The 18,498-nt window shown below is 60.0% G+C and carries 11 protein-coding genes and 6 pseudogenes; 11 read left to right on the top strand and 6 right to left on the bottom strand.

Annotation, left to right across the window (positions count from 1 at the left end):
• Positions 1-104 precede the first annotated feature (104 nt).
• Together dprA and tldD are read right to left on the bottom strand one after the other, a co-directional pair.
• A pseudogene (dprA, locus tag B4968_RS19125) lies at positions 105-1,423 on the bottom strand (DNA-processing protein DprA).
• A 341-nt stretch (positions 1,424-1,764) separates the two neighbouring features.
• Positions 1,765-3,186, bottom strand: a complete 1,422-nt coding sequence (gene tldD, locus B4968_RS19120) for a metalloprotease TldD (RefSeq protein WP_083100908.1) — start codon at positions 3,184-3,186, stop codon at positions 1,765-1,767.
• Between the two features lie 197 nt (positions 3,187-3,383).
• On the opposite strand from tldD, the pseudogene coxB reads away from it, so the two are divergent.
• The 10 genes and pseudogenes from coxB (at position 3,384) to B4968_RS19065 (ending at position 12,701) form a co-directional block, all read left to right on the top strand.
• Positions 3,384-4,299, top strand: a pseudogene (coxB, locus tag B4968_RS19115) (cytochrome c oxidase subunit II).
• Between the two features lie 115 nt (positions 4,300-4,414).
• Positions 4,415-5,358, top strand: a pseudogene (gene cyoE / locus B4968_RS19110) (heme o synthase).
• Position 5,359: 1 nt separating this feature from the next.
• The gene (locus B4968_RS19105; RefSeq protein WP_083100907.1) at positions 5,360-5,524 is read left to right on the top strand and encodes a cytochrome c oxidase system small membrane protein; all 165 of its coding nucleotides are present in this window, start codon (positions 5,360-5,362) and stop codon (positions 5,522-5,524) included.
• Positions 5,524-6,111 carry a cytochrome c oxidase assembly protein gene (locus B4968_RS19100; protein ID WP_083100906.1) on the top strand — a complete coding sequence of 196 codons (588 nt, stop codon included), beginning with the start codon at positions 5,524-5,526 and terminating at the stop codon, positions 6,109-6,111. The genes B4968_RS19105 and B4968_RS19100 overlap by 1 nt, the downstream gene beginning before the upstream one ends.
• 23 nt (positions 6,112-6,134) lie before the next feature.
• The gene (locus B4968_RS19095) at positions 6,135-6,944 is read left to right on the top strand and encodes a cytochrome c oxidase subunit 3 (protein ID WP_083100905.1); all 810 of its coding nucleotides are present in this window, start codon (positions 6,135-6,137) and stop codon (positions 6,942-6,944) included.
• 107 nt (positions 6,945-7,051) lie between these two features.
• Positions 7,052-7,726 (top strand): SURF1 family protein, encoded by a 675-nt coding sequence (locus B4968_RS19090; RefSeq protein WP_083100904.1) that lies wholly within the window; start codon positions 7,052-7,054, stop codon positions 7,724-7,726.
• Between the two features lie 4 nt (positions 7,727-7,730).
• Positions 7,731-9,119, top strand: a complete 1,389-nt coding sequence (thrC, locus tag B4968_RS19085; protein ID WP_083100903.1) for a threonine synthase — start codon at positions 7,731-7,733, stop codon at positions 9,117-9,119.
• A 64-nt stretch (positions 9,120-9,183) separates the two neighbouring features.
• Positions 9,184-10,391, top strand: a pseudogene (locus B4968_RS19080) (M16 family metallopeptidase).
• Positions 10,391-10,976, top strand: a pseudogene (locus B4968_RS19075) (GNAT family N-acetyltransferase). Before B4968_RS19080 ends, B4968_RS19075 begins: the two co-directional pseudogenes overlap by 1 nt.
• Positions 10,977-11,264: 288 nt before the next feature.
• Positions 11,265-12,701, top strand: a complete 1,437-nt coding sequence (locus B4968_RS19065; protein ID WP_083100901.1) for an FAD-binding oxidoreductase — start codon at positions 11,265-11,267, stop codon at positions 12,699-12,701.
• Positions 12,702-12,977: 276 nt separating this feature from the next.
• Here the strand turns inward: B4968_RS19065 and B4968_RS19060 are convergent.
• From B4968_RS19060 to B4968_RS19045, 3 genes and pseudogenes are all read right to left on the bottom strand, one after another.
• Positions 12,978-13,516, bottom strand: a pseudogene (locus B4968_RS19060) (adenine phosphoribosyltransferase).
• Between the two features lie 144 nt (positions 13,517-13,660).
• Positions 13,661-14,293 (bottom strand): LysE family translocator, encoded by a 633-nt coding sequence (locus B4968_RS19055; protein WP_083100900.1) that lies wholly within the window; start codon positions 14,291-14,293, stop codon positions 13,661-13,663.
• A gap of 463 nt (positions 14,294-14,756) precedes the next feature.
• Positions 14,757-15,620, bottom strand: coding sequence for an S-methyl-5'-thioadenosine phosphorylase (locus tag B4968_RS19045; protein WP_083100898.1), 864 nt, complete (start codon positions 15,618-15,620; stop codon positions 14,757-14,759).
• 458 nt (positions 15,621-16,078) lie between these two features.
• Here B4968_RS19045 and B4968_RS19040 point away from each other — a divergent pair, with 458 nt between their 5' ends.
• Entirely contained in the window at positions 16,079-17,722 is a 1,644-nt protein-coding gene (locus tag B4968_RS19040) for a SulP family inorganic anion transporter (protein ID WP_083100897.1), read from the top strand.
• A gap of 128 nt (positions 17,723-17,850) precedes the next feature.
• Here the strand turns inward: B4968_RS19040 and B4968_RS19035 are convergent, their stop codons facing one another.
• On the bottom strand, positions 17,851-18,492 hold the full coding sequence (locus tag B4968_RS19035; RefSeq protein WP_083100896.1) for a CatB-related O-acetyltransferase: 642 nt from the start codon (positions 18,490-18,492) through the stop codon (positions 17,851-17,853).
• Positions 18,493-18,498 lie beyond the last annotated feature (6 nt).

Here is an 18,498-nt window from a genome sequence, read left to right as displayed (position 1 = left end):
GGTGCGCTCTGCCTGTGTTTATCGAAAATATGCGGCACTGGGCGCGGGCAATATCGAGAGGGCAGGCGGGTTTATATCCGGTGATGCGGCAACATACAGTTCCTTCATTTTGGGCACTCGGACGCATCCTTGTCGCAGTTTCTGGCCAGTAGGCCGCCGGGGAAACGGTTAATTTTTCCATCAAGTTCCAGTTGGGTGATGACCGGAGAAAAGGCCTGCGCCGGGACATTGAGTTCGCGCATGAGCAGGTCCGAGGCCGTGGGGCTGGGGCCCAATCGTGCAAGGATCTGCTGATGCAGAGCTGAGGTCTCTTGCAGGCTGCGCCGCTCTGGCGGAGGCGGCGGCATATCCATTTGCTGACCAAAATCGCCGAGAGTGGGCAGGGCAACAGTCTGTTCCAGTTGTTTTTGTTCCACTGGGGGCGCGGACGCGGGCTGTTGCTGAGCGGTCTGTTGCGGAACAGAGGCGGCTTTGGAAAGACCTGCCTTTGAGCGCGCGAGATGGAGGGAGCCTGTAAAGAGGAGATCGTCACGCGGCGGCAGTGCGGCAATAATGTCTTCGGCGTTTCGCACCAGCACCCGCCATCGCGTATCAGGGCATTGCAGCCAAAGGCACGCGCATCAAAGGGGTGCCCGGGAACCGCCATCACATCGCGTCCCAGATCCAGCGCCTCCCGGGCCGTGATCAGGCTGCCCGAGCGCCCGGCTGCTTCTACCACGACAACCGCCTGGGCTAGACCGGCAATGATGCGATTGCGCTTGGGGAAGTGACGCGCCTGCGGAGACTGACCCATGGGGGCTTCTGACAGCAGCAAGCCTTTGGAGGCGATGTTTTCTGCAAGCGAGGTGTTTTCCGGCGGATAGATCATATCACAGCCGCCCGCCATCACCGCGATTGTGCCCGTTTTCAGCGTGGCCAGATGGGCGGCGGTATCCACGCCGCGCGCCAGACCTGAGACAACCGTATAGCCAGCCGCCCCGAGATCGGCGGCCAGACTGCGCGCCATGCGGGTGCCAAGAGAGGAGGCATTGCGGGCGCCGACGATCGCGATCATCGGACGCGCCAGCAGTTCCAGCTCACCAATTGCCCAGAGCAACGGTGGTGCTGTGCTCAACACAGCAAGGCTGGCAGGATAGAGAGGATCATCAAAGCACAAAAGCCGCGCTTTGGCGGCTTTTGCGGCTTTTACTTCGGCTATGACCGCGCTTTCCGGATACATTTTATATCCGGACACGCCGGCGGAGTTTGCCATTTTTGGCAACGCTTCCAGCGCATTCTGCGCTGAGCCATATTCGGCGATCAGGCGGTGAAAACTCACCGGGCCTATCCGCCTTGAACGCAACAGACGAAGCCTTGAGAACCAAGAATCTTCCGTGGTGGGTGGGAGTGGGGGGTGAGTGGAAGAATGTGCTTCCCTGGTCATCCGTGGCTCCGCCTGTTTGCACATATAGGAATACTCCTGAACCGGTTAACAGGTGATGAATGGATGCAAATTCTCCGAAGATTTTCGACAAAGAAGACAAGGTTTTTGCCAAATTCGGAAAATTCCTGGCAGCACATTGAAAATTAACAGTAAACAGATGCGCTACCCTGGGTATCCTGCCCTGTTTTCGCAGAGAAAGCCCGCAAAAGAAGCAAAAAACGCGGCCATTTCAGCCGCGTTTTTTACTACACAATACGCACAAATCGGGTATTTTGTGATACTTTTTCGGTACCTTTTTGGGCTGATGGGCGCGCGCCTCAGGCTCTCGCTGGTCTTGCGACTCAGGTTGCGGAGCCGCCAACCGTCAGCCCATCCATAAGAACGCTGGGCTGGCCAACGCCGACGGGCACCCATTGCCCGGCTTTGCCGCAATTGCCCATGCCGGGATCCAGCTCCATATCATTGCCGAGCGCGCGAATCTGTTTCAGCGCCGTGGCTCCATCGCCAATCAGAGTGGCGCCTTTGACCGGGGCTCCGACCTTGCCGTCGACGACCCTGTAGGCCTCGGTGCAGGAAAAGACGAATTTGCCGTTGGTGATGTCCACCTGCCCGCCGCCAAAGCCGACGGCCCAAATGCCGTCCTTGATGCCCGCCACCAGATCGGCTGGGTTGCTGTCGCCGCCCAGCATATAGGTGTTGGTCATCCGTGGCATCGGCGCATGGGCATAGCTTTGACGGCGTCCATTGCCGGTGGGTGCAACCCCCATGAGGCGCGCATTCTGCCGGTCCTGCATAAAGCCGACGAGGATGCCATCCTCGATCAGCGTATTCTTTTGGGAGGGTGTCCCCTCGTCATCGATGGTGATGGAGCCACGCCGGTCGGCAATGGTGCCATCGTCCAGAATGGTGACGCCGGGGGCCGCAATGCGTTGCCCCATGAGCCCGGCAAAGGCCGAGCTGCCCTTGCGGTTGAAGTCGCCTTCCAACCCGTGGCCGATGGCTTCGTGCAGCAAAATTCCGGGCCATCCAGGTCCAAGCACCACTTCCATGGGGCCTGCAGGGGCCGGAACCGCCTCCAGATTGACCAAGGCGACCCGCAGCGCCTCATTGGCCTTGGCCTGCCAGGAGACCGGATCAATCAGCCCATCGAGGCCAACACGGCCGCCGCCGCCGGCCGAGCCGCTTTCGCGCCGTCCGTCCTGTTCCACGATCACCGAGACATTCAGCCGGGTCATGGGGCGGGTATCGCGCACCCGCACCCCATCGGCGCGCAGGATTTCGATTTCCTGCAACGAGGCGGCAATCGAGGCCGAGACCTGTACCACCCGTTTGTCCAGATCCCGGACAAAGGCGTCTATTTCGCGCAGGGTTTCGATCTTCACCGGGAAAGGCTGGGCGCTGATCGGGTCAGAGTCTGTATAAAGCTTTACGTTGGTCGCCCTGGGGGCATCGGCATAGGTGCCGCCCCCGGCCCCCACTGCCAGGCGCGCGGTCTCAGAGGCGCGTTTGAGAGCGGCAATCGAAACCTCGGTTGAATGGGCATAGCCTGCCACCTCACCGTTCACCGCGCGCAGGCCAAATCCTTCGGAGGCATCATAGCTGGCACTGCGCAGGCGGCCATCATCAAACACCAGGGCTTCGGACTTGCGGCGTTCGGCAAAAATCTCGCCATCTTCGGCTCCGGCAAGGGTCTCACGCAGAATGGGCAGGGCCTCATCCTCGGGGAGGAGCGTTTCAAAGGGTCGAAAGGCTGAGTTTTCCATGTCACGGACCTCGAGTTTTTTTGATTTAAATCAAGAAAGCGACGCTTTGACGCTTGCCTGCCTCTTTATCTGTACGCGTGAATATGATTTTAAGCAGCGTCAAAGACAACGGGTTCGAACGCCTTTTGTGGAATCAATGTTCCACAAGGGGCAATCGGCTGTAAGAATAATGCGATCAATAACGATCAGGACATGATATGAAGAATGCTTTGATGCTTTCGGGCCTTTTTGCTGGCCTTTCCAGTCTTCCAGCCATGGCGCAAGAAGGTCTGGAAACCATTGGTAAGCCTACAGATGGCAACCTTGGTTTTCAGCCGGCGGCGACCCAATTGGCGGAAGGCATTCACAAACTGGACTGGATGATTCTGATAATCATCACCGCGACCTGCGTGTTTGTTGCCGGTTTGATGCTCTACGCCATCGTGCGTTTCAACCGCCGCGCCAATCCAAACCCGGCCAGTTTCACCCACCATACCACCATTGAGATCGCCTGGACGCTGATCCCGATCCTGATTCTGGTCTTCATCGGCTCCTTCTCGCTGCCCGAACTGTTCCGGCAGCAGGAAATTCCTGAAGGCGACATCACGATCAAGGTGACGGGCTACCAGTGGTACTGGGGCTATGAGTATGTTGACCATGGGTTCGGCTTTGACAGCTATATGATTGGCAATGAGGCCACCACGGATGAAGGCACCCGCGCCAGCTGATGCGGATGTGACGCCGTTTGTTCTGGATGACGCCATGCGCGCCAAACTGGTTGAAGCGGGCTACAACGAAGATGAATTCCTGCTGGCGACGGACACAGCCATTGTGATCCCGGTCAACAAGGTCATCGTGATGCAGGTGACGGGCGCGGATGTGATCCACGCCTGGACCATTCCCGCCTTTGGCGTGAAGCAGGATGCGGTTCCCGGCCGTCTTGCCGAGCTGTGGTTCACGGCTGAAAAAGAAGGCATCTATTTTGGCCAGTGTTCCGAACTCTGTGGTAAAGAGCACGCCTATATGCCGATCACCGTCAAAGTGGTCAGCGAAGAGGCCTATGAAGCATGGCTGAAGGGCGCGATCGACGAATACGCCGGTCTGCCACAGTCCTATCAGGTTGCTTCCAACTGAGATCGACCTTTCGACTCCTCCCGCCCCGGCAGGTGTTAAATGCTGCAGGCGGGAGGGCTGAACTAATTGGGATGCGCAGAGATCTGCGCATCACTGGTCTGCAAAAGGGTCAACGATGAGCGACGCAAGCATCAATGCCAGCACAATCCGTGAGGATGAGGCCAGCTTTGGCGACTATTTCGCCCTGCTGAAGCCGCGGGTCATGTCACTGGTGGTCTTTACCGCCTTTGTCGGCCTGTTGGCCGCGCCTGTTGGCGTGCATCCCGTCATTGGCTTTTGTGCCGTGCTGTTCATCGCCATCGGCGGTGGCGCCTCGGGCGCGCTGGACACATGTGGTGGGACGCGGACATTGATCAGGTGATGAAGCGGACCAAATCCCGCCCCATCCCCGCCGGTAAGGTCGAGGCAGGCGAAGCGCTGAGCCTTGGTCTGGCGCTGTCGGGCCTGTCGGTGATCATGCTGGCGCTGGCGACCAATGTGCTGGCGGGGGCCTTTCTGGCCTTTACCATCTTCTTTTACGTGGTGGTCTATACCATGTGGCTGAAGCGGGCGACGCCGCAGAACATCGTGATCGGTGGCGCTGCCGGTGCTTTCCCGCCGGTGATTGGCTGGATCGCGGCCACCGGCACCATGTCGGTTGAGCCCTGGCTGATGTTTGCTTTGACCTTTATGTGGACACCGCCGCATTTCTGGGCGCTGGCGCTGTTCATGCGCTCTGACTACGATGATGCGGGCGTGCCGATGCTGACCGTGACCCATGGCCGCCGTGCCACGCGGGTGCATATCCTGGCCTATACCGTTTTGCTGGCTGTTCTGGCGATTGGCACGGCCTTTTCAGGTATTGGCGGTCCGATCTTTCTGGCCGCTGCCGTGGTTGTGAACGCTTTGTTCCTGCTGGGCGCCTGGAAGATCTTTGGCCGTAATGAAGAGGACTCTGAAGAAGACAACTTCAAGGCAGAGCGCAGTTTCTTTAAGCTGTCGCTGCTCTACCTGTTCCTGCACTTTGGTGCGATTCTTCTGGAAGCACTGCTGAAACCCTATGGGCTTGGAGGCTGGTAATATGGCTTTGAACAAAGAACACGATCTGCACAAACGCCGCTTTGGCCGCAATATGGGCGTCGCCCTGTTGCTCGGCGGCTTTGTGGTGCTGGTGCTGGCCCTGACCATGGTCAAGGTGACATCAAACGGCTTTCAGTTTCCACAAACCCAGGGTGAGCAGGACTAATGGCCCTTAAAGGACCCCAGAAAACAGTTGTTCAACTGGTGGCGCTTGTCGTCACCATGGGCGCGCTGTCTTGGGCCTCGGTGCCGTTTTACGACTGGTTTTGCCGGGTAACAGGGATTGGCGGCATCACAGGTGTGGCGGCAAAGGGCTCTGAAACTGTTCTGGACGAGACCATCACGGTACGATTTGATGCCTCCAAAGAACGCGGCATGGCCTGGGAGTTCAAGCCGGTGCAGCGCGAGATGGAGCTCAAGATCGGGGAGACCGGCCTCGCCTTCTATGAGGCCTATAATCCAACAAGCCGCCCTGTCGCGGGGCAGGCTTCGTACAATGTGACGCCCTATTCCGCAGGCGCGTTCTTTGAAAAAATCGACTGCTTCTGCTTTACCGAGCAGGTGCTGCAACCGGGGGAGCGGGTGGAAATGCCCGTGACCTTCTTTGTCGACCCGGAAATCGTTACCGACCGGGACGGAAAATTCGTGCATACGATCACACTTTCGTACACGTTTTATGAAATCGATCTGCCCGAGGGCTATGCCGCTCTCGATACCGGGATAAACACCGGGGCAGATCTTACCACGAATTAGGCCGATGGGTGAGGGACACTTAAATGGCGCACGCTAAAAATCACGATTTTCACATTCTGCCTCCTTCAATCCTGCCATTGCTGGCAGCTGTTGGCGGTTTCATCATGCTCTTCGGGGCCGTCTTGTGGATGCAGGGCATAACAGCCTGGATGTTCTGGGGTGGCCTGGTGCTGGTGCTCTACGTCAGCTATGCTTGGTGGGCTGAAATGGTCACCGAGGCGCGTCAGGGCGATCACACTTTGGTGGTCCGTATCGGGCTGCGCTACGGCTTCATCCTGTTTGTGATGTCCGAAGTGATGTTCTTCTTTGCCTGGTTCTGGTCGTTCTTCAAACACGCGATCTACCCAATGGAAGAGTATTTCGGCACCGAATACGCTAAGCCCGAGATCTACGCGGTTGATCCTTTTCATCTGCCGCTGATCAACACGCTGGTTCTGCTGCTGTCGGGCTGTGCGGTGACCTGGGCGCACCATGCGCTGGTGCATGGCAACGACCGTAAGGCCCTGATTCAGGGTCTGTCGATTGGCATCGTACTGGGCGTTTTCTTCACCTTCCTGCAGGGCTATGAATACGCGCACCTGCTGCACGAAGGCTGGCAGTTTGGCGGCGATGAGTTCTACTCGAACTTCTTCATGGCCACCGGCTTCCACGGTTTCCACGTTCTGCTGGGCACCATCTTCCTGACGGTCTGCCTGATCCGTGCAATCAAGGGTGATTTCACCCCCGAGCAGCACGTCGGCTTTGAGGCGGCAGCTTGGTACTGGCACTTCGTGGACGTGGTCTGGCTCTTCCTGTTCTTTGCGGTCTACCTCTGGGGCACCGCCGGACTGTAAGACCGGAATGTACCGGGTACATCTTTGTGGTTTTCAAAATCGCAACGAAACCGTATCTACCACAGCGCGCGAGGTCTCCTCGCGCGCTGTTCCTATGAGAGGGTGCCATGCGGCGACTGTTCTTCTTTCTGGTGATTGGCGGGCTTGGGCTGGCGACTCTCTTGAGTCTTGGCACTTGGCGGCTCAAGCGTCTGGCCTGGAAAGATGACCTTATGCAGACTATCGAGACCCGTATCGCAGCGGCCCCCGTTGCTGTTCCGCAAAGCCCGACTGAGCAGCAAGACCGCTACCGTGCCGTCACCGCAGAAGGGGAGCTGGGAGCCGAGGATCTGCATGTGTTCTGGGTCACCAAGGATGCCGAGACAGGCTACCGAGTGATCTCAGCCCTTATCATGGGCGATGGACGCCGCCTGCTTTTGGATCGTGGCTTCATTCCGGCAGCCGACAAGAACATTCTCCGCTGGTCCGGAGCCGTTGCGGTGACCGGGAATCTTTTGTGGCCGGATGAGGGGGATTGGACAACGCCTCCACCCGAAGTCGACACCAATATCCTCTACGCCCGCGATATCGCCTATATGGCCAATCGGCTGGGCACAGAGCCGGTTCTGATTGTTGCCCGCAGCATCTCTCCTGAGACACCTGTGACACCGCAGGGGGTGACAACTGCAGGCATCCCAAACAACCACTTGCAATATGCGATCACCTGGTTTTCGCTGGCCTTTATCTGGGCCGCGATGACCGCCTCTTTTCTATGGCGCTCAAACGCCAAACCCAAAGGCTGAAGCGATGAAATATATCTCCACCCGTGGGCAGGCGCCCGAGCTGACTTTTGAAGAGGCAATGCTGACCGGTCTGGCCCGCGATGGGGGCCTCTATGTGCCGGCCGAGATTCCACAGATGGGCCGCGAAGAGATCGCAGCGCTTGGCGGGCTGTCCTATGAGGAAACTGCCTTTCGGGTGATGCGTCCTTTCCTGGGCGACTGTTTTACCGACGAAGAGTTTCACGGCATCATCTCCCGCGCCTATGCCGACTTTGATCATGCGGCACGCGCGCCTCTGAAACAGCTGGCGCCGAACCATTTCCTGCTGGAGCTGTTTCACGGCCCCACTCTGGCCTTCAAAGATTTTGCCATGCAGCTGATTGGTCAGCTGTTTCAGGTGGCGTTAGAGCGCCGCGGTGAGCGTGTCACCATTGCGGGTGCTACCTCGGGGGATACCGGCTCGGCGGCGATGGAGGCCTTTCGCGGTCTCAGCAATGTTGATGTCTTTATCCTCTATCCGCATGGGCGGGTGTCTGAGGTGCAGCGGCGTCAGATGACAACGCCTGCCGACAAGAACGTGCATGCGCTGGCGCTGGACGGTGACTTTGACGACTGCCAGGCGCGGGTCAAAGACATGTTCAACGACTTCGACTTTCGCGATGGCGTCAAACTGGCCGGGGTCAACTCGATCAATATCGCCCGCGTCCTGGCGCAGGTGGTCTATTACTTCTCCTCCGCCGTCAGCCTGGGCGCGCCCGCGCGCGAGGTGAGCTTTACCGTCCCTACCGGCAACTTTGGCGACATCTTCGCGGGCTATATCGCACAGCAAATGGGGCTGCCGATCAAGGATCTGGTGGTTGCGACCAATCAAAACGACATCCTGCACCGCTGCCTGAAAGGCGAGGGCTACCACAAGGGCGCAACCGTGCCGTCGATCTCGCCCTCGATGGATATTCAGGTCTCGTCCAACTTTGAGCGGGCATTGTATTTTGCCTATGACAAGGATGCCGGTGCTGTGGCGCAGCTGATGGATGAGCTGAAAAGCGGCGGCTTTGAGGTCAGCCAGGGTGCCATGCAGGCGCTGTCTCAGACCTATAAATCAGGCCGTGCCTCTGAGGCGGAAACCATGGCAACAATCAAATCCGAAGGTGTCGCCACGGGCGAGCTTTTGTGCCCGCACGGCGCTGTTGGCGTCAAGGTGGCCAATGAGCTGCGCGAGTCAAGCGTGCCGATGATTACACTGGCCACCGCGCATCCGGCCAAATTCCCCGCCGCCGTCGAGGAGGCCTCGGGGATCTATCCGTCGCTGCCAGAGCGTATGGCGGACCTTTATGACCGCGACGAGCGGGTAAGCCAGATCGCCAATGACCTTGGTGCTATCGAAGATCATATCAGAAAGAACATCGCACAATGAGAACTCTTCAGTGAGCGTCCAGCAGCACCAACTGGCCAATGGCTTTCGGATCGTGACCGAGGCTATGCCGGGTCTGCAGTCGGCCTCGATCGGGATCTGGGTCACCGCCGGGGGTCGCAATGAGCGGCTGGAGCAGAACGGCATCGCGCATTTTCTCGAGCACATGGCCTTTAAGGGCACCAAGCGGCGCACGGCCTTGCAGATCGCCGAGGCGGTCGAGGACGTGGGCGGCTATATCAACGCCTATACCTCGCGCGAGGTGACGGCCTATTATGCGCGGGTGCTGCAGGATGATGTACCACTGGCGCTGGACGTGCTGGCGGATATCCTGCGCAACCCGGTGTTTGATCCGCGCGAAATCGAGGTGGAGCGTGGCGTGATCCTGCAAGAGATCGGTCAGGCGCTGGACACACCGGATGACGTGATCTTTGACTGGCTGCAGGAAGAGAGCTATCACAACCAACCGCTGGGCCGCACCATTCTGGGGCCTGCCGAACGGGTGAGCGCCTTCAATCGCGAAGACCTGACGCAGTTTGTCTCGGAACACTACGGCCCCGGCCAGATGATCCTGTCGGCGGCTGGTGCGGTGGATCACGAGAGCCTGGTGAAGCTGGCGGAAGATCTGTTTGGCGACATGCAGGCACGGCCATCGCTGGTGGTTGAGCCTGCGCATTTCACCGGCGGTGAGGCGCGGCACGCCAAGGATCTGGAGCAGGCACATTTTGGGCTCTCGCTTGAAAGCCCGGGGTATCGTGATGCCGCGATCTACACGGCGCAGATCTATGCCGGCGTCATGGGCGGTGGCATGTCCAGTCGCCTGTTCCAGGAGGTGCGTGAAAAGCGCGGGCTGTGCTATACCATCTTTGCTCAGGCCGGCGCCCATGCCGATACCGGCAGCACCACGATCTATGCCGGAACCTCTGGCGAGCAGGTTGAGGAGCTGGCCCATATCACCATCGATGAGATGAAACGCGCGGCTGAGGATATGAACGACGCCGAAGTGGAGCGCGCCCGGGCTCAGATGAAGGCCGGCATGCTGATGGGGCTGGAAAGCCCCACCAACCGGCCGAACGTCTGGCGCGGCTGGTGCAGATCTGGGCCCGGGGGCCGCCGCTGGAAGAAACGGTAAAGCTGATCAATGCAGTCACCACCGAGGACGTGCGGGCGCTGGCTGAGCAGCTGGCGGTGCGCGCCCCGGCAGCCATGGCGCTTTATGGTCCGGTTGAGACGGCGCCAAGCCTGCAGGCCCTGCAGGAGCGCCGTGTCGCCTGATGTTGCTGGGCCGTCGCAAACTCAGGCTTGAAACAGAGCGGCTGACGCTGCGGCCCCCAGTGCATTCGGACTTTCACGCCTGGGCGGCGTTGCGACTGCAAAGCCAGGCCTATCTCACCCCCTGGGAGCCGGCCTGGGCTGCGGACCATCTGGGGCGCAAGTCCTTTACCAACCGGGTCTACTGGGCGCAGCGCTCGGTCTCAGGAGGCACAGCGCTGCCGCTGTTCCTGAATCCGGCGCGAGGACCAGATGATTGTTGGGGCCATTACGCTGGACAATGTCCGGCGTGGCCCGGCGATGGCCGGCACGCTGGGCTACTGGACGGGTCAGCCCTTTGGCCGACAGGGCTATATGCGCGAGGCCATTGGGGCGGTTGTGCACTACGCTTATGGAAAACTGGACCTGAGCCGGATCGAGGCGGCCTGTTTGCCGGAAAACACTGCCTCGCGCGGCTTGTTGGAAAAGTCTGGCTTCAAATACGAGGGTGGGGCGCAGTCCTACCTGCAGATCGGCGGCCGCTGGCGCACTCATGTGCTTTATGCGGCTTTGCGCCACGACCGGCGAGGCCGTACGCAGGCGGGCTAGAACCTGTGATTTTGCAAATGTTGCATTGACCGCGAGGGGGGGGCTCCCGCGCCCTTTTGAGGGCTTTGGCTCAGGCCAAGCGCCGCTCCTGCAGGGCTTGGGCCCGGCGCCGCGCAGGCGCGCGGCGCGGCAGCGGTGCCTTGCAAGGCTCTGGTGTTTGGCCGTTGTCGCCGTGGTCTGGAAGAATGGCCTGAAAGACCGGCCTGGGAGAATGGCCTGGGGGAACGGCTTGGGCCTTTGGTGTTTGTCGGGGCTTGCCATGCGGCCTTGGATTGAGGATGCAGGGGTATGAGCTATACACCTGCCGATGCCGCCTTCGCCGCGGCCCTGTCGCCCTTGTTGCCACAGGGAGTGCTTTGCCCGCCCGAACCCAGATTTCTGGAAGAGCCGCGTGGGCGCTACACGGGGCAGGTTGGTCTGCTGGCCAAACCAAGCAGCGTTGAGCAGGTATCTGTCCTGGTACAGGCGGCAAATGCTGCGCGCGTGCCGGTGGTGCCCTATGGCGGTGGAACCGGCCTGGTTGGTGGACAGGTCAAACCCGACGGTGTTGCGCCTTTGCTGATCTCGCTGGAGCGGGTGGGGCAAATCAGGGCCGTCTACCCGGAGGAAAACGTTTTGGTGGCCGAGGCTGGTGCGATCCTGGCGGAGGGGCAGGAAGCAGCATTGGCGCAGAGGCGATTGTTCCCGCTGTCGCTGGCCGCCGAGGGCTCGGCCCGCATTGGCGGCAACCTGTCGACCAATGCCGGCGGGGTCAATGTGTTGCGCGACGGTAATGCGCGCGATCTGTGCCTGGGGCTGGAAGCCGTGTTGCCAACGGGTGAGATCTGGAACGGGCTGACCCGGTTGCGCAAGGACAACGCAGGCTATGACCTGCGCAACCTTCTGGTCGGCGCGGAGGGGACATTGGGTATTATCACTGCTGCTGCGTTGAAATTGGCCCCTATTCCGGCGCAGCAGGGGGTAGCTGTTTTTGTGGTGCCCTCGCCAGAGGCGGCGATTGCGCTGCTTGCTTTGGCGCGGGACCATCTGGGAGAGGCTATCAGTGCCTTTGAGTTGTTGCATCGTCAGGGGCTGGAATTTCTTGCCGAGCATCTGCCACAGCTGCGCCAACCTTTTGACGTGGCTCCGGAATGGGCTGTTCTGATCGATCTGGGGCTTGCCCGGGGGCAAGATCCGGTGGCCGCGCTTGCGGATCTCTTTGAGGCGGCAGTTGACGCCGGTCTGGCCGAGGACGGTGTTATCGCGCAATTCGAAACACAGGCTCAGGCGCTGTGGGCAGCACGTGAACAGATACCCGAGGCAAATCGCCTGGTAGGCTCGATCGCGAGCCATGATGTATCGGTGCCGATTTCGGCCATTCCAGAGTTCATTCACCGGGGTCGTGAGGCGATCGCAGGGCTGGTGGCAGGGGACATGCGGATCAACTGTTTTGGTCATCTTGGGGATGGCAATCTGCACTACAATGTTTTCCCTGCGAAAGGCAGGTCTCGCCATGACTATGAGAGCCTGCGTGGGGCTGTGCAGCAGGCCGTGCATGATCTCGTGGATGATTTGGATGGCTCATTCAGTGCCGAGCATGGCGTTGGTCGAATGAAGGTGGCAGATTTGCAGCGCTATGGAGATCCTGTCAAACTTGCCGCGATGAGGGCGATCAAACAGGCGCTGGATCCCAAGGGAATCATGAACCAAGGGGTGATTTTCCCACAGGTTGATGGGGAAGAGTGATGGATGAGGGCGATGGGTGAATGTCTCATGGTGCCAGGGAAGCCAAAAGGGCGCCGGGACAGAGGCGCCTCGCTGCGCGCGCAACGGGGAGGCTCTCGCGCAGCCAAATCCCTCCAAAGGAGGGCCTGGCCCCTTGGGCCGGGCACCGCGCTGTCGCGCGGCGGGCCTTTTTGGCTCAATGAGCCAATAAGGCTATGCCCAACGGGAAGTGCCCCATTTTTATGGGGGGGTGACGGGCGGGGGAAGCTGGGACGCTGGCGCAACCAGCTCTTTTACTTAGTCGCCCTCGAACTCGCATAGAACATGCACATCCATGCCCATGTCTTCGAGAACTTTGCGCCCCCCCAGATCCGGCAGATCGACGATAAAGGCGCAAGAGACGATTTCGCCCCCCAAGCGCTCAATCAGTTTGATGCCCGCCGACGCCGTGCCACCGGTTGCGAGCAGATCGTCGACGACCAGGACTTTTTCACCGGGCTGGATGGCGTCTTCGTGAATCTCGACAATGGCTTCACCGTATTCCAGCTTGTAGTCTTGGCTGATCGTGCGGCCTGGCAGCTTGCCTTTCTTGCGGATCGGCACAAAACCGACGCTCAGCTGGTGCGCGATGGCGCCGCCCATGATGAACCCACGTGCCTCTAGCCCGACCACCTTGTCGATCCGCTCGCCGGCATAGGGATGCAACATCTGGTCGATGGCCATGCGAAAGCCGCGTGGATCGGCAAACAGCGTGGTCACATCGCGAAACATGATGCCCTCGTGCGGGAAGTCGACAATGGGCGGATGTAGTCTTTAACGGCGGTTTTCTTAGGCATGGGCAGGCTTTCTTTTGCTGGGCGCGTCTTTGCCAAAGACCTGACAGGTCCTGGATACTGCCCGCTGTTTTCCGGGCCAACTGGGGTTTGGCCGAAGCAGAGCCTGTATGCAAGGGGCAAGGGCCGAGAGAGAGCTGGCCGACGTCAGGTCGGACGCCGCAGCAGGGCTGTCACCAGTCCCATGCCGATCAGGGCAACGCCGCCACTGCGGGTGAGGGTCGAAAGTGTTGCCGGGCGTGAGATCCAGCGCCGCAGCCGGTCTGCCACAAGGGCATAGGCGAGGGCATTGAGGGCCGCGAGGCCAACAAAGGTGGCTATCAGGATGACAAACTGCGGCGCCAGACTCTCGCCGGGACGCAGAAACTGGCGCACAAAGGCGATGAAAAAGGCAATGGATTTTGGGTTCAGCGCCGTCACAGCAGCCGTATGAGCAAAAACGCCTTGGGCCTGCGCCGTATCCGCGCTCACCAGCTGCTCCAGCCCCGTGGCCCCGGCCGCGCTCCGCCAGAGTTTGACGCCAAGCCACAGCAGATATGCGGCCCCTGCCCATTTCAACGCAGAAAACAGCGTCGCCGAGGCCATAACCAGCGCTCCAAGTCCCGCAAGCGATGTGCTCATGGCAACGAGATCACCAAATGCCACGCCGAGAGCCGAGGCAACGGCCACCGGGCGTCCTTTCGAGAGGGCATAGCTCAGCACCAACAGCACAGTGGGCCCCGGGATCAGCAAGAGTGCTGCAGAGGCCGCGGCAAAAGCAAGCCAGAGATTGAAGTCCATCCTGTCAGGCCTCTCCTGTATCTATCCTCAATAAAGCAAGCACCGCCCGGATGCCGCGAGTCAACGCAAAAGCTCTGAGTTTTGACGCATCAATGCTTTTTGCAGGTCGCGTCTCTGCGGGAGATTCCAAACGCCACCCCTGCCAGCCGCCCTCATTTTGCGGTCTTACACGCCAAAAGGACAAACTGTACCGAGGCGCGCTGCTGCAGACCCATGCCATAAATGGCATCAAAGTCGACACCTCCAAACCTGTGAGGTTCGACGTGAAGAACCTCATTAAATCAATTTATTACGGTGGGCGAAAATCAAGGCAGAGCGTTGCGGCAATAGGGGCGAGGGGCAAAATCGGTGGGGGAGAGCTGAGCAAAGCTCTCTCCCCTCGTTTGAGTGCCGGGTTGTAAAGATCGGTGTTGGCCAACCAGACGGGTTTCTTTATCGCGGTGTGAGGCCGCGAAGAACGGCGTCAGCCAAGCACCCTTCCTGCAACAGCGTCCAGCTTGGCAATCAGGGCGGGATCGCGTTTCTCCGGAGCGGTCATCACGGCGAATTCCAGGGCCCGGTCACAGCCATGCGGGCAGGGCGCGCGGTCTTTGCCCAGGATGGCCGGCAGGCGGCGCACCAGTTCGCGGCCATTGCTGGAATTGCCCTGCAGCGTGGCCAGAATATCGCTGATATCCACCGCGCCATGCTCCGGGTGCCAGCTATCGAAATCGGTGACCATGGCGATGGATGCATAGCAGAGCTCGGCCTCACGGGCGAGTTTGGCCTCGGGCATATTGGTCATGCCAATGACGTCACAGCCCCAGCTTTCGCGGTACATTTTGGATTCTGCGATCGAGGAAAACTGTGGCCCCTCCATGCACAGATAGGTGCCGCCGCGATGGGTTGTGATGCCAGCTGCCCGTGCAGCCTGTTCGGCCGCATCGGAGAGACGTTCGCAGGTTGGATGGGCCACGCTGACATGGGCCACGCAACCGGTGCCAAAAAAGCTCTTTTCGCGGGCAAAGGTGCGGTCGATGAACTGGTCAACGATGACAAAATCTCCCGGCGCCATGTGCTCGCGAAACGACCCACAGGCCGAGACGGAAAACACATCGGTGACGCCCAGCCGTTTCAACGCGTCGATATTGGCGCGATAGGGCACCTCGGTCGGGGAATGCACATGGCCGCGGCCGTGGCGGGGCAAAAAGGCCATTTTGATGCCCTCAAGTTGCCCGGTGAGGATCTGATCTGAGGGCGCACCCCCGGGCGTGTCAACCGCGACCCACTCGGCGCCCTCCAGTCCGTCGATGTCGTAAATGCCCGAGCCGCCGATTACGGCGATCATTGTGTCCTGGCTCACGCGTGCTCTCTCCTGTGCAAATGGTGTGTCGTGGTGGTTTACGACAGGTTCTGCACCGGTTCTACACTGGCTGGCGCATCAAGGCTACTCACACCAGAGTACGCCAGAGCATGCCCGCAAAAGACAGGCGAGGCAAAGACTGACGCGGCAAAGGCGATTTTTCCTGCGGCCGCGCGCTATCAGGTGGCCTGTCAGGTGGGCCGGGCAATTGAGCCGGCAATCCGGCGGGCTTGCAGACGGGCTTGCAGGCTGGCAATTCGGGCTGGCAATTTGGGCGGGCAAAGCGTCCTCTGACAGCCCCGAATGCGGCCTGCCTCGTTCATAGCGCTGCGGCAGGGGCAGGGCGGGCGGTGGCGCAGGTGGGCGCGGCCCTTGTGTCATTGGCGAAATTCCGCTAGGGGCGGGCAGCGAACACAAGCTCCTCCAATCACAGGTACCCGCCAATGAGACGCGCCGCCATGGCCCTGCTGGCCAATCGTATTTCCCCGCCCAACCTCTCTATCATGCAGGATGAGGGCTGGTCTGTTGCGCGTGTGCGCACCGAAGTCCTGTCAGGCTTTACCGTTTCCCTGGCCCTGGTGCCCGAAGCGGTGGCCTTTGCTTTTGTTGCAGGGGTACACCCTCTGGTCGGGCTTTATGCAGCCTTTCTTGTGGGTCTGGTGACAGCGCTGATTGGGGGGCGTCCGGGGATGATTTCCGGCGCGACCGGTGCCCTGGCGGTTGTCATGGTCTCGCTGGTTGCGCAACACGGGGTGGAATATCTCTTTGCCACCGTGGTTTTGATGGGTATTTTGCAGCTGATCGCAGGCATCATGCATTGGGGCAAGTTCATTCGTCTGGTGCCGCACCCGGTGATGCTGGGCTTTGTCAACGGCCTTGCGATTGTGATTTTCCTGGCCCAGATGACCCAGTTCAAAGTGCCGGGCACCGGCGGGGCTGAGTGGCTTTCGGGTCTGCCGATGATGATGATGCTGGGGCTGGTGGGTCTGACCATGGTCATTATCTGGGGCACACCCAAGATTACCTCGATCATTCCGGCACCTCTGGCCGGGATTGGCATCGTCGCCGGGATTGTCATCCTCTTTGGTCTGGATGTGCCACGGGTTGGCGATATGGCGTCGATCAAGGGGGCTTTGCCGTCGATGCACAACCCCTTTGGGTCAGGGCTCGGCATCTATGGGGATGCTCTGGCGCCTTTTAATCTGGAAACGCTGAGAATCATTCTGCCCTATGCTGTCATTCTTGCCGCCATCGGCCTGATCGAGAGCCTGCTGACGCTGAATCTGGTGGGTGAAATCACTGGTAAACGCGGTGGCGCCAGCCAGGAATGTATCGCGCAGGGTACCGCCAATGTGATCACCGGCTTCTTTGGGGGCATGGGCGGCTGTGCCATGATTGGTCAGTCGATGATCAACGTGAAATCAGGTGGCCGGACCCGGATTGCCGGGATCGTGGCAGCGCTCTGTCTGCTGGCCTTTATTGTCGTGGCCTCGCCCCTGATCGAGCAGATCCCGCTGGCGGCGCTGGTTGGGGTGATGTTCATGGTTGTGATCGGAACCTTTGCCTGGAACAGCCTGAAAATCATGACCAAGGTGCCGCCGATGGATGCCTTTGTGATTGTTCTGGTGACTGTCGTGACGGTGATGAGCGATCTGGCCATTGCGGTTGTGGTGGGTGTGATTGTCTCGGCTCTGGCCTATGCTTGGAGCAACGCGCGCCGTATCCATGCGATCACCCGCGAGTCCGAAAGCGAGCAGGGTGCCAAGGTCTATGAGATCGAGGGGCCGCTGTTTTTTGGCTCGACCGATGGGTTCATCGAGCTGTTTGATGTGGACAATGACCCCGACAAGGTGATCGTCGAGTTTGGCCGCAGCCGGGTGGTGGATCAATCCGCGCTGCAGGCGATCGAAGCCATTGCAGGCAAATATGAGGCGGCGGGCAAGACCCTGATGCTGCGTCACCTGAGCCGGGACTGCCATGAGCTTTTGACCAAAGCAGGCCATCTGATGATCGACAGTGACGATGACCCGGAATACCAGGTTGCTGCCGACTATTCGGTCAAGACCGGCATTCTGGGCGGACACTGACCAGATCAGATCCGTACTGTTGTTAAGCGGTCGCGCCCCTGACGGGGCGCGGCTGTTTTGTTTTAGGGCGCGGCCACAAAGGTGCTGGCCTGATCAAATGGCGCGCTGCCCGGTTTTGGAGCGCGCGGTTAGTTCGGAGCGAGGCTTTCCAGCATATCGAGGTCACCAGACAGCAGCGCGGGCTCGGCCTGGGCGATAAGGTCTTGCGGCCAATGCCACCATTTCAGGCTCAAAAGCCGCGAGATTTGCGATTTGGACAAGCGGCAACGCTGCACCGAGCCGGGATTGCCCATGACCACCGCGTAGGGCGGCACGCTGCCGCGCACCACAGCGCCTGCGCCAATAATCGCGCCGTCGCCGATGCGGGCTCCCGGCAGGACCAGGGCGCCATAGCCGATCCAGACATCATGCCCGATGCGCGTGTCCCGGGTGTCGGGCTGAAAATCTGCCATCTGGCTTGGGTCAAACACCGGAAACGGATAGCAGCTGAGGCCCTCCTGAGCGTGATTGGCCGCAGAGGTGATAAAGCGCACCCCATGGGCGATCTGGCAAAACCGCCCGATCACCAGCCGTTCGCGCGCACCGGCAAACAGATAGGGCGCGAGATGGCTGGCCCAGTCCTGCGGTGGCGCAAAATCAGAGGCATAGCTATAGTCTCCGATTTGAAAGTTCGGATGATCTATCGCCTGGGACAGCATGACGGTGCCGCTATGGGCCCCGCCGTCTGGCAGCTGTATCGGGTTGCGCAACGCGGGATTGGGCAGGGGCATGCGCGG

The sequence above is a fragment of the Pseudophaeobacter leonis genome, from assembly GCF_002087335.1.
GTDB classification, from domain to species: domain Bacteria; phylum Pseudomonadota; class Alphaproteobacteria; order Rhodobacterales; family Rhodobacteraceae; genus Pseudophaeobacter; species Pseudophaeobacter leonis.
Note: the sequence above shows the minus strand (reverse complement) of the source record. Positions and strands in the feature narration are given on the sequence as shown.